General features: G+C 72.6%; 8 protein-coding genes. 3 read left to right on the top strand and 5 right to left on the bottom strand.

Going from position 1 to position 12643, the window contains the following annotated elements; genetic code table 11:
* Positions 1-18: 18 nt before the first annotated feature.
* From ABD230_RS15660 to ABD230_RS15645, 4 genes are read right to left on the bottom strand one after another with little or no spacing between them, the layout of a single operon-like run.
* A complete protein-coding gene (locus ABD230_RS15660; RefSeq protein WP_344376469.1) occupies positions 19-690 on the bottom strand; it encodes a YdeI/OmpD-associated family protein in 672 nt (223 codons plus the stop codon).
* The gene (locus tag ABD230_RS15655; RefSeq protein WP_344376467.1) at positions 687-1040 is read right to left on the bottom strand and encodes an iron chaperone; all 354 of its coding nucleotides are present in this window, start codon (positions 1038-1040) and stop codon (positions 687-689) included. The genes ABD230_RS15660 and ABD230_RS15655 overlap by 4 nt, the downstream gene beginning before the upstream one ends.
* 18 nt (positions 1041-1058) lie before the next feature.
* Positions 1059-5879 (bottom strand): DUF5724 domain-containing protein, encoded by a 4821-nt coding sequence (locus ABD230_RS15650; RefSeq protein WP_344376464.1) that lies wholly within the window; start codon positions 5877-5879, stop codon positions 1059-1061.
* Between the two features lie 2 nt (positions 5880-5881).
* Positions 5882-6286 (bottom strand): hypothetical protein, encoded by a 405-nt coding sequence (locus ABD230_RS15645; protein ID WP_344376462.1) that lies wholly within the window; start codon positions 6284-6286, stop codon positions 5882-5884.
* Between the two features lie 89 nt (positions 6287-6375).
* Here ABD230_RS15645 and ABD230_RS15640 point away from each other — a divergent pair, with 89 nt between their 5' ends.
* Positions 6376-7080 carry an RraA family protein gene (locus ABD230_RS15640; protein WP_344376460.1) on the top strand — a complete coding sequence of 235 codons (705 nt, stop codon included), beginning with the start codon at positions 6376-6378 and terminating at the stop codon, positions 7078-7080.
* Positions 7081-7123: 43 nt separating this feature from the next.
* Here the strand turns inward: ABD230_RS15640 and ABD230_RS15635 are convergent, their stop codons facing one another.
* Positions 7124-8179, bottom strand: a complete 1056-nt coding sequence (locus ABD230_RS15635) for a cell wall-binding repeat-containing protein (protein ID WP_344376458.1) — start codon at positions 8177-8179, stop codon at positions 7124-7126.
* Between the two features lie 422 nt (positions 8180-8601).
* Here ABD230_RS15635 and ABD230_RS15630 point away from each other — a divergent pair, with 422 nt between their 5' ends.
* A complete protein-coding gene (locus tag ABD230_RS15630; RefSeq protein WP_344376455.1) occupies positions 8602-11040 on the top strand; it encodes a M14 family metallopeptidase in 2439 nt (812 codons plus the stop codon).
* Positions 11041-11142: 102 nt separating this feature from the next.
* Positions 11143-12642 (top strand): glycosyltransferase, encoded by a 1500-nt coding sequence (locus ABD230_RS15625; RefSeq protein ID WP_344376452.1) that lies wholly within the window; start codon positions 11143-11145, stop codon positions 12640-12642.
* Position 12643 lies beyond the last annotated feature (1 nt).

Here is a 12643-nt window from a genome sequence, read left to right as displayed (position 1 = left end):
CGGGGCCTGGGGCGGGCGTCACTCCGGGGCGGTCGCGGCGCGGGCGGCCCCGGCGGCGCGGGCGACCCACTTCGGTTCCTCGCCGTACCGCTGGAACGGCACGAGTCGCCCGGCCGCGCTCTCCTCGATCAGTTGCGCGAGCCGGCGTTCGCGCGTCGCCTCCTGCTTCGCCGTGAGCACCCAATGCACGACCTGTCGCCGATAGCCCGCCGTCGCGGCCTCCCAGAAGGCGGATGCCGCGGCATCCGCCGCGAGTCGCGCCGCGAACTCCGGTGGCAGCGCCAGCTCGGGGTTCTCGTGCGAGTAGATCGCCGACCGATCCTCGCGGCGCCGCTCGAACGCGGCGGTGCCGGCGGGATGCATGCGCCCCTCGGCCGTGAGCCGCTCGACGAGCGCGATGTTCACGGCCGACCAGGTGCTCGCCGCCTTGCGCGGCGTCCATCGCTGGCGTCGGGTGTCCTCGTCGATGCGCTGGGCGACCGAGTCGATCCATCCGAAGCACAGCGCCTCGGGCACCGCCTCCTCCCAGGTCAGGCCGCGATCGGCGACGTGCTTCTTGTTCAGGCCCATCCACAACTCGGTCGCCGTCTCGTGGTTCGCCTCGAGCCACGCGCGGAACTCCTCCGGGCCCGAGAAGAAGAGGGCGGGTCGTTCGGGCGTGCCGCCCGGCGTGCCGATCGGCTCGGTCATGCGCGCTCGTTCGCCCGGAGCTCGACGATCGCCGCGGCGATCCGCGAGATCAGTTCGTCGGGGAGCGGTGCCGAGTGCGGGAAGGTCACCGAGTCGGCGCCGGACCGGCGGGGCGCGACCTCGGACTCCAGCGGCTCGGGCAGCGTGGGGACCGGGTAGAGGCCGATGTGCCGCTTCCACCCCGCGAAGTGCAGTGCGTACCGGCCGCCGAGCATGACCGCGGCGATCCCGTACCGCACCCGTTCCTCGGGCTCGGGCACCTCGGCGACGATGGCCGCCCGTACCCGGCGCAGCCGCTCCGCCACGTCGTCGGGGAAGATCGCGATGTACTCGTCGACGGTCGTCGTCATGCCCGCATCCTCCCGCGTTCAGCCGACCAGCTGCTGGAGGATCGTCGGGTCCGTGATCCGTTCGTCGCGTGCGAGCAGCACGACCTTGGCGACGATCTCGGCGGTGCGCGGATCGTCGTCGGCGAACGGCAGGAAGATCCGGCCGCGGTGCTGCGCGCCCACCGGCACGATGCACACGGCGTTGCCCGGCACCCGGTGCACGATCCCCGAGCCGAGGTGGATCGTATAGGTGCCGAGCGTCCCCTTCACCCGCGCATGATGCCCGCCCACCTCGACGTTGCGCAGGCCGAGCAGGTCGGCCGTCTCGTCGACGAGCCGTGCTCGCATCTCCACCGTGGACTCGGACGCCTCCGGATCGACCCCGCTCGCGTGCGCGACGGACACGACGAGATCGAGATCGCGCATCGCCTCGGAGAACACGCGACCGGGGACGTCCTCGAGTCGCATCGGGTCCCACATGCCGGGCCTGCTGAAGGTCACGTCCGTGATGGTCGCGTCCTCGACATCCGTCGGCGAGCCCCATCCGTCGAGCAGGCGGCACCACACCGTCACCTTCTCCCGGTGGAAGGTACGGGAGAAGCCCAGCTCGACGTCCGACACCCACCCGCGCGACCGGAGGATCCCGCCCGCCTGTCGCACCTGCACCTGATGGCCGCCGTAGCGCCGTGACGTGGTTCCTGCGTCGTCGCGCTCGCCGGCGCTCGGCGTGTACAGCTCGCGGAACGCCTGCTTGAACGGCTGGGTGATCCCGTCGGCCATCAGCCGGTGCTGGAAGTCGGGCCACTCCCCGGAGGCGAGCAGGTCGAGCGGGTGCGCGATCCGGGCGCCCTCGCCGAGGGGGCGCGGCGAGCCGTCCGGTCCGGTCATGACGGCCGGTTCGGCCGAGGCGAAGCCGGCGACGCCCTCGGCGTCCACGAGCACGAGGGATCGAAGCATCGGCGCCATGACCGGGTGGGCGAGCAGCGTCCCGAGCTCGGCCGGCTCGAACGCGTCGCCCAGGATGCAGGCCTCCTCGAGGGATGCGCGCATCCGGGTCGCCTGCGTCCTCAGCCTCGTCGCGCGGTCGCGCAGCGCGGCGATCTCCGGGTGCTTCCGGCTGGCCGCGGGGATCGACGCCAGCCGCCTCCCGGCACGCGCGACGCCGACCGATGGCGACCCGTGCTCGTCGAGGGCCAACGTGACTGCGAGGTCTCCGTCCCGAGCGGTGACGGGGCCTGATGCGAGGTCGGCGACGGCCTCGGCCTCCATCGCCCAGACCAGTCGCTGCGGGTCGCGGTACCCCGCCGTGCGAGCGAGGTTCTCCATGCCGACGGCGACCGCGGTGGTCTCCGATGCGCGCCGCTGCGAGCCGGACGTGCGGTCGGATGCCACGAAGCCGCGCAGCAGTTCGTACCGGGCGAGCAGCGTCGCGCGTCGGTCCCCCGGGAGCGGCAGGAGCCCCAGCGCGCGGACCGCATCCTGGTTGCGCTTCGAGCGGATGCGCTCGAGCAGCTCCGACTCCTCGACCGCGCCGACGAGGGCGTTCGCGAAGAGTCTCGCCCGTGTGTGGCCACCCGCGGTGGACGCGTACTTCGCGGCCGCCAGCACCCGTCGGAACCGGTCCGCACCGATCTCCTCGTGCATGCGCCGGAACCATGCGACGTCCGCGGCGCCGCGGACGAGGTCTGCGGCGTCGAGCGGCGTGCGCTGGCTCACCTCGGACTGCCAGGCGGCCCGGATCTCCTGGTCGACGGTCCAGTTCTCGTCCTTGGTGTGCGCACGGACCCACCACACGGCCGACGCGTAGCCCGGCCAACCCAGGTGGCCCTCGATGAGCGTCGCCCACTGCGGCGAGTAGACGCCGATCTCGACGACGCGCTGCTCGGCGATCGCCGCCTGCTCCACGAGCCGGCCGAACGACGCCGGAGTGTCCTCGGGCGCAGGCTGGTGGATCCTGATCAGGTGCGAGAGCGCGCTCTCGCGGGATTCCGTCCACGCGTATCCGCGCGTGAGCGGTCGCGACCCGAGCGACTCGACGACCCGGACGAGGCTCTCGGCTCCGTACGCCGAACGGAACGCCGCCGCCGTGTTCGAGAACGGCGTGGGCAGGTCGCCCCGCCGCCGTTCGTGCTCGATCACGGCACGACGGACGTCTTCCACGACCTGCTGCGTCAGATCGCCCGTCGCCCACGGCTCCGGCCGGAGGCGAGTGAGTTCGCGTGCGACCGCGGCGTCGTCGCCGCGCCCGTACCCCCACATCGGCGACCGGACCGGGGGCAGCAGGATCGCGTCGACGAGGTCGGCGCGGGTGGCGACGCCGCGCTCGAACGCCGTGACGACGATCGGCGGCGCGGGTCGGAGGCGGTACGGCTGGTCGGGGACGCGCACCGAGGCCCCCGCCTCGCGACCCCATCGGTTCGGCTCCGCGACCTCGACCGTCTCCCCCTTCCATGTGTCGAACGTGCCCTCGGGCTCGTCGAGGTACCGGGCGGTGCGCCACCATCTCGCGACCTGGTCGTCCGTCAGCGCGGCCAGGTCGACCAACCGGTGGAGTTCCTCGAACAGTGCGCCGAAGAACGCCCGCCGCCCGTCGGTCTGTTCGATCCCGCCCCAGGCGTTCGAGGTGACCTCCACGCCCCTGCGAGCCATGACCTCCGCTGGGCCCAGCAGGGAGCGCGGCGGCACGGCGGCGGCCGCGGCATCGAGCATGTCCAGGACCGGGTCGGCCCAGCTCGGTCGCCACGCGTGCTCGGCGAGTCGGGCGATGAGGTTCATCCGGAGCTGGATGCGCCGATCGACGCCTCCGGGCTCCTCGACGAATCCGAGGACCTCGCGGTTCACCCGGTCGACCCAGCCGCCGTAGCCGAGGCCCCGCAGGTGCAGCAGTGCGAGTTCGATCCCGCCATCGGTGAGGCGGCCCGAGATCCGCTCCCACCATGGCTCGAGCAGGTCGGCGAGCGGCAGTCTCCCGTCGGCGGCCGGGGAGAGCCAACCGACGTTGGCGAGCATCTCCACCCCGTGGTAGGTCTGCACCTCGGTGTCGGCGTGCTCGTCGATCCAGGCGGCGAGCGACGTGAGGACGAGCCGGCACCCGTCGTGGTAGCGGGTGAACGATCCGGTCGGTGGACTCGCCGGGCGGATCGCGGCGGTGCGCTCGTCCGGACCGTAGGCGAGCGCCGCCGGGATCGCCGTGACGCCGGGGACGGAATCGCCGTCCGCTCCGGCGCCGGCTGCCGCCTGCAGTTCGGTCGCCGCACGCCGCTGGTCGGGCGTGCCGGACCTCAGGCGGGCGATCGTTCCGGCGAGCCGCTCGGGCGACTGGGCGGCCAGCAGCCGCAGCGCCGTGGTCCGGACGTCGGCCGACTTCCGCGCCAGGGCGTCCTCGAGTCGTCCCGCCTCGTCGTCGGTGAGGCCGACGAGCCCGCTCACCGCCTCCTGGGCGACCCCTCGCACCTGCGACGAACGGTCGTCCAGCAGGCTGAAGAGCACGGCGCGGTGCGAGACCGGGTCCGCCGCGTACTTCCGAGCGGCCTGGGAGCGGCCGGACGCCGTGGCGGCCTCGAGGACCGTGGCGTCCAGCGCCTCCGCCGGCGTATGCGACACGATCACGTCGGCGGCCTGTGCGGACCCGACCTTCTCGATGCGTTCGCCGAGGAGTCCGGTCTGCACGTCGCGGCTCCGGCCCAGCGACTGCACGCGCTCGAGCAGGGCGGAGCGGACCTCTGGATCGAGGTCCGGCGAGGCCTCCTTCGAGCTCCAGTGCTGCACCGGCCAGGCGGCAGCGGCGGCCGCGTATACGGGAAGGGACTCGTCTCGCAGCGCCGACGCGAGCGCCTCGCCGGCGAGCGGCAGTGCGAGGTCGGCGAGCAGGCGGGCGGCGGCGAGCCGGGCGCGCTCGTCCGGGCTTCGAAGCACGTCGGCGGCGACGGGAATCGCCCCCGGCGCGTCCCGGACGGCGAGCGACCAGAGCCCGAGGTAGGCGTCGGCGGGATCCCCCGCGACCAGTTCGGCCGCCGTTGCCGGACGATCCAGGCGGTGACGGATGCCGTGCAGCGCCGCCGCGACGACCTTCGACTGACGCACCTCGAACGTCTCGCCCACCCAGACCCCGGCAGCGCGGACCGTGCCGGCGAATCGCGTGAGGTCGTGCTCGAGGACGACGTCGATGATCCGCGCGAACGCGTCGGGATGCGCCAGGTCGGCCGCCTCGAGGATGCTCTGCCGCAGGCCCTCCGCGCGACCGGCGTTCCGGAGCAGGCCCGCGACCTGCTCCCAGTCGCTCGATTCGCCGCTCGCCAGCAGCGCCACCAGGCCCTGGCGCGTGGGCCCTGAGATGGGATGCCGCGCGTGGGCGCTCTCGATCAGGGTGGTTCGCACCCCGTCGTCGCCGTCGTCCATCGCGGCGGCGAGGACCGGTCCGAGTGGGACGTGGTCGCCGAAGTGCAGGAGCCACGCGGCGTGCCAGGCGAGCGGCCGGGGGTACGCGACGGCGTGCGGCAGCAGCTGCGCGAGGATCGTGAATCGCGCCTGGCCGGAGTCGACGGGGTCGGGCGACCGGAACGCGCGCCTGGTCCACCCGACCTGGTATGGCGAATTCCGCGCCCAGCTCCACCAGCGGGCGAGTGCCGCGCCGAGTTCGGGGGTGATCGCGCGGAACGCCCTGGTGCGCTTCGCCAGGTCCATCGCGTCGAGCTCGGCGATGAGGTCATGGGGCGCCTGCTCGTGCCGGTCGACCGCATCCACCACGCGCCGGCTCACGGCCGGCGCACGCCGCCGACCCCTCAGGGTCAGGCCCGTCCGGAAGTCGATCGGCACGCGGATCGCCGCCAGCTCCTGTTGCGCCTGGGCTCCGGGGATCACGATCATGCACCCGCGAGGGCGACGAGGCGGACGATCCGGAGGGTCGACTCGGGCGAGATCTCCAGCACGTCGTCGAGTCGGTCGACCTGCCGGCCGTCGAGGAAGACGTAGTACAGGCCGTCCTCGAAGGCCTCGAGGGCGCGGGCGCGGGCGAGATCGGGCGACGGGGCCCTCGGTGCGGTTCGCCGTTCACTCCCGTACCGGCCCGACTCGGCCCCCTCGGCGAGGTCGGACGGCGTCAGGATGCGAAGCACGCGACGCTCGCCGCGACGACGTTCGTGCACGGCGAGTTCGTGGTCCACCAGCATGACGAGCAGGTCGCGCAGCGAGACCCGTTCCGCCGGGACGTCGACGACGTGCTCCTCGACCCCGGTGCGGCTGCCGACGACGTTGGTCTGGACGATCACGCGCTCACTCTGGCACGCGGGTCGGACATCGCGCGAGCATGGTCTCGGGGCGGACGCGATGCCCGTCCCGGACGCCCGAGGAGGACCACGTGGATGCCATCGACCTGCGCCGCACGTACCAGGACCTGACCACCGCGCACGTGGCCGACGCGCTGCTCCGACTCGGCATCCCGATCCGGCAGGCCCCGCCGGAGGTCCGACCGATCCGGGCGGGAACGCACCTCGTCGGGCGTGCATGCCCCGCGCGGCATGCTGGGAGCGTGGACGTGTTCCTGGAGGCGTTCGAGCATGCCGAGCGGGGCGACGTGCTCGTGGTCGACGACGACGGTCGCCGTGACGAGGCCTGCGTCGGCGATCTCGTCGCGCTCGAGGCCCGCGAGGCCGGCCTCGCCGGGATCGTGATCTGGGGGCTGCATCGCGACTCGCGCGACCTGCGGGAGATCGCGATCCCGCTCTTCAGCGAGGGAACGCTGGCCGGTGGGCCGCAGCGACTCGACGAGCAGGCCGCGGACGCCCTCACCCGGGCCCGCGTCGGCGACGTCGACGTCACGCGTGACGACGTGGTGTTCGGCGACGACGACGGCGTGCTGTTCCTCCCGGCCGACCTGGCGGACGAGATCGCCTCGGTCGCGGCCGGCATCCGCGACGTCGAACGGCGCCAGGCATCGCAGATCAGAATGGGCACGAGCCTGCGCGAGCAGCTCCGCTTCGCGGAGTACCTCGCGGCGCGCGACCGCGACGGCACGACCTTCCGGCAGCACCTCCGCGCGATCGGCGGGGCGATCGAGGAGTAGCGCGGCGGTCGATCGGACGGGCCGGCCCCCTCCGACCCCGCGATCAGGGGGCGACGAGGTAGCCCTGGAGCTTGCGCTCGACGTCGGCCGAGACGGCGCCGGTGCCGCCGAGGATGACGATGTGCCGGGGCTGCAGGCGCTTGAGTTCCTGGTCGACGACGGCCGGGATCGAGTTCGGCGCGACCAGCAGCACGGAGACGCCGTGGATCTGGGCGGCCGGCGTGGCCGTGAGCGCATCGGGGTACGCCAGTCCGGACGCGACGTACGCGATGCCGGCGGGCCATTGCGCCCGCTGCTTCGAGACCTCGACGGCCGTGGCGAAGCGGTCCTTGCCGGCGATGCGCGTCACGGACTCGCTGGCGTAGGAGCGGAGCGTGGACTCGACCGCCGAGGAGACCGCGCCCGTGCCGCCGACGATGATGATGTGCTTCGGCTTGCGCTGCCGCAGGTGCTCCTTGACCACTTCCGGCACGGCGTAGCGCGAGGTGAGCAGCAACGGGGCGTAATCCCGGCCGGCGAGCGAGCCCGCTGCGAGCGCGTCGGGGAACCCCTGGCCGGACGCGATGTAGACGCGGTCGGTGGACGTGGGGACACTGAGGAACATCTGGACCGCGGTGTCGTAGCGGTCGCGGCCGCCGACGCGCATGACCGAGGTCTCCGCATACCCCTCGAGCTGACGGAACACGCGGTCCGACACGGAGGCCGTTCCGCCCAGGACGACGATATCGTCCGGGTCGAGGCGCTTGAGCTCCGCCGCCACCACGGCAGGGATGGAGTCGGGCCGGACCAGGAGCACCGGGTACGGCACGACGGTGCCGGACGCGTCCGCCGCTCCGGCGAGCGCATCCGGGAAGTCCAGTCCCGACGCCACGTACACTCGGCAGGTCCCGGCGTCGAAGTGCCGCTTCGAGATCGCCACGGCGGTGGCGAAGCGGTCGGCGCCCGAGATGCGCTCGACGGTGCCGGAGAGCGTGCGCGGATGCTTGTCGCAGAAACGCTCCGCCTGCGCCTCCTCGGCGGGGGCGGCGGTGAGGGCGCCGATGCCGACCACGAGGGCCAGTCCGGTGGCGAGCAGTCTCAGGGCATGGCGTCGTCGCACGTGCATCCGATCTGGTGGGGACGCGGTGGGACGCGCCGGGTTCGGGTCGTTCGGGTCGCGCGGAAGGGGCGCGTGCTGCGGATGCTAGCAGCGGCATGCGACTCGAAGGCGGCGGCCGGATGACGCAGCGGTCTCGATCCGGCAACGAACGACGTCGCGGGCCCGAGGGCCGCGATCGCTCGAACGGCCGGGCGGGTCGCGCGCGCCGATCGTCCGCCGGGCGAGGCGCAGATCATCCAATCTGTCCCGTCTACTTTTGCCATCGTTGACGCGAAAGTTGCCACCCGATAGACAGAGCCCACGCTCGACCCCGGCCGACACCCGCGGGCCGAGCGATCCGGATGGGGGCCGGGTGATCCCGCGATCCTCCGAACCGGTGCAGGCTCCACCACTGGGTCACCGCAACGAGGGGGAAGACACCGATGTCCACGATGAGACGCAGGGTGCTCGGAGGGTCGGCGGCGTTCGCCGCGCTCGCCGGGCTCGTCCTGACCAGCATGACGCCCATCAGTCCGGCCAGCGGCACCGAGCCGCTGCCGGAACTCGTCCGCGACGCCGGTGACGACGTCGCCGTCGTCGAGGTGATCGTCGCCGACTCCGCCGAGCTCGACCGGCTGGTCGACACCGGCGTCGACCTCGACCACGCCGCGCACGCCAATCCGGACGGCACGATCACCGCGCACGCCGTGGTGAGCGACGGCGAGGCCGACGCCCTGCGCGCCCGCGGCTTCGCGGTCGGGACGTCGCTGCACGACGAGGACGACACCGGGGCCGTGCTCGCCGAGCGCGACGCGACCATCGCCGATGCGGTCGCCGCGAACGCCGAGTTCGCCGAGGCGGCCGAGGCCGGCGACGTCTCGGACGTGAAGATCATCCGCGCCGACTACTACACGTCGTTCGGGGTCGGCTACCTCTCCGTCGAGGCGAAGTGGGCCGACGGCCAGACGAACTCCGCGCAGCTCACCGTCGAGCGCGACAGCGGCCCCGGCACCGAGATCGGTTCCGGCGGCACGCAGAACATCAGCCGGTTCGTCGACGCGGGCGTCTACCTCTACCACCGCGGCGCGGCCGTCGTCGAGACGCGCCCCGACACCATCCGGATCACGAGCCCGAGCGGCGACACCGCCACCGCGACGGTCGCCGACTGGCTCCCGATCGAGGGCGACGGCGCGTTCGGCCCCAACTACCAGTCCGACTTCATCACCTCGTACCTCACGCCGACCGAGCTCTACGACCGGGTCGCGGCGCTCGCCGCGGAGTTCCCGCAGCTCGCCGAGATCGTCGAACTGCCGTACGAGACCAACGGCTACCGGCGCCTCGCGCAGGCGCTGTTCGGGTCCTCGAGCTCGAACCGGGTCGGCATCGACTCGGTCGCCTGGGGCCACGAGGGCGGCAACGACCTGAGCGTCGCGCTCGTCGACCCGGGTGCAGCGGATGCCGCCCTCGGCGTCTCCGTCGCCGGCGACGACATCACGGTGTCGCTCGCGACCGATGCGTCCGGCGCGATCACGAGCACTGCGGCGCAGGTCGTCGCGGCGATCAACGCCTCGCCCGAGGCATCCGCCCTCGTCACCGCCTACACCTATCGCGGCAACACCGGTTCGGGGATCGTCTCGGCGGCCGCGGCCGACCTCGCCGACGGGCTCTCCGCACCCGAGAGCGTGTCGCGCGACCCGCACCCCGTGTACGCGATCCGCATCGGCAAGACCCGCGACGGGTCGAAGCCCGGCGTCCTCGCGTACGCGCAGGAGCACGCTCGCGAGTGGGTGCCGCCGCTCGTGACGATCGAGACGGCGGAGCGGCTGCTGCGCAACTCCGCGCAGGACGCCGAGACGAAGAAGCTCGTGAACGCGCTCGACATCTGGATCGTCCCGTCGGTGAACCCCGACGGCGGCCACTACTCGTTCTACGACTTCAACTCGCAGCGGAAGAACATGACCAACCACTGCGAGCCGACCGGCAGCATCGACGCGAACGCGCGCAACAGCTGGGGCGTCGACAACAACCGCAACTACGACACGTACAGCCTGTTCGACGGGTACAACGGCGCGTCGACCTCGTGCACGAGCAGCACGTACGCCGGCCCGTCCGAGCTCAGCGAGCCGGAGAGCAGCAACATCGACTGGATCGCCGGGGCCAACCCCAACATCCGCTTCGCGATGAACCTGCACAGCTCGGGCAACTACTTCATGTGGTCGCCGGGCGCGTACATCACGCCGGGCCGGATCTCGGCGCCGCGGCCGAGCCTCGAGGAGGAGTCGTACTTCTGGGGCGCCTCCGCACGGATCCTGAGCGAGATCAAGCGGTACCGGGGGATGTCGGTGACGCCGGCGCGCACGGGCCCGATCGCCGACGTGCTCTACTCGGCGGCCGGCAACTCGGGCGACCTGCTCTGGTACAAGTACGGGATCTACGCCTGGAACTTCGAGGTCGGCACGACGTTCCAGCCTCCCTTCGAGAACGAGAACCCGATGGGCGCCTCGGCGCACGCCGAGTCGCAGGAGTTCGCGAACGGCCTCGTCGAGCTGATGCGCGTCGCACGCGACTTCGACACCGATGAGAAGCGTCCGTCGAGCAAGGTCGTCGTCGAGGCGAGCGCCGAGTCGGGCATGGTCGACGTGAGGTTCGACACCTCGGAGCCCGCGGCCGTGTTCTACACCCTCGACGGGTCGAAGCCGACGTACGCGTCGACGATGTACGCGTCGGCCGGGGTGCGCGAGGGCGCCGAGACGATCACGGTGCCCGCCGGCACCACGATCAACTGGTTCTCGGTCGACTCGGCCGGCAACGTCGAGAAGAACTACAAGCCCGACGGCAGCGGGACCAACTTCAGCACGGCGACGGCGAACCTGCCGGGCTGAGCCTGCCACCCGAACCGGCCGCGGCCGCGGCGTCCGAACGGATGCCCCGCCCGCGGTCGTCGGCGGGCGAACCGCGCGGTCCGACGCCACTACGCTCGACGGGTGAAGGTCTCAGCCGTCGTCCCCGTCCACGACGGCGAGGAGTACCTCGCCGAGTGCCTCGAATCTCTGCGATCGCAGACCATCGATCCGGAGGCGATGGAGGTCATCGTGGTCGACGACGGGTCGACCGACGGCACGCTCGCGCTCGCGCGTCGGTTCGCCGCGTCGGACGGGCGGTTCCGGGTGATCGCACGACCGGCGAGCGGATCGGCCGCAGCGCCGCGCAACGCCGGAATCGAGGCGGCACGGGGCGAGTACCTCATGTTCGTCGACGCGGACGACGTCCTGGCGCCCGAGACCCTGGAGCGCCTGTCCGGACTCGGCGACCGATCGGGGTCGGACGTGATCCTGGGCCGCATGGCCAGCTTCGACGGACCCGAGCGCCCGGTGCCGACCCGGATGTTCGACCGCGACCACGTCGCCGAGTCCGCGATCGAATCCGGCGCGTACGAGACGCTCGGGCCGTGGAAGATGTTCCGGCGCAGCACGGTCGAGCGGCTGGGGCTCCGCTTCCCGACCGGGTTCCGGATCGGCGAGGACCGCCCATTCGTGATGGGGGCGTACCTCGGCGGCGGGACCGTGTCGATCGCGTCGGACCAGGTCTACTACCGCCTGCGGTCGCGCCGCGACGGCGGCAACACGGTCACGATCGGGCAGTCGCCCGCGGAGTACCTGGAGGGCAACCTCGCGCTCGTCGACGTCGTCGTGCGCGCGGGACTCGCGGATCGCGCGGATCAGGACCTGCTGGTCGCCCGCCCGATGCTCGGACGCGGGGGCATCGTGCGGTCGTTCGGCCGGGACTACCTCGCCCTTCCCGACGGGGAGCGCGAAGCCCTCGTCCGTCGGGCCCGTGAGGGGATCCGCTCGGCGTACGGGCCCGCGCTGCGGGCGAAGGCCCGGCCGGCGGTGCGGGTCCTGCTCGACGCGATCTCGGCGGGCGACGGGCCGACGGTGGACGCCGTCGCCCGGGTCGTCGCCGACGGCGGCCCGCTGCCCGTCGTCCCCGGAGACGTGGACTTCGAATTCCGAGGCGCCGGACGCGGCTACGGAGACCTCGGGCTCCGAGCGGGCACGACGCTCGAGGGCCTGGATGTCGATCGTCGACGCATCGTCACCACGCTGCGCGTCGAGGTGCCGGGGCTCGACGCGGTGCCGGACGACGTCCGAGCGGTGTGGGTGCACCGGCGGTCGAAGGCGGAGGTGCCGACGCGGACGGTCACCACGTTCGCCGGCGCCGAGGCGCGCGCGACGTCGACCCTCGACATCCGTCGTCTCGACGCGGATGCGGACTGGGACCTGTTCTGCGTCGTGCGGTGGCGCGGCGTGCATCGTCGCCTGCGGGTCGGCGCGCGCCGATCCGGGGACGTCGGTGCAGACGTGCGGACGAGGAGGGTGCTGCGCCGCGTGTGGTCCGCCTACTTCACGCCGTACGGCAACCTGTCGATCGACGTCGGGCACCGCGGCGAATGCGCGGGGCTTCCGGCCGTGCAGCGGGCGTAGG

This window comes from Agromyces tropicus, from assembly GCF_039531345.1.
In the GTDB taxonomy this organism is placed as follows: domain Bacteria; phylum Actinomycetota; class Actinomycetes; order Actinomycetales; family Microbacteriaceae; genus Agromyces; species Agromyces tropicus.
Note: the sequence above shows the minus strand (reverse complement) of the source record. Positions and strands in the feature narration are given on the sequence as shown.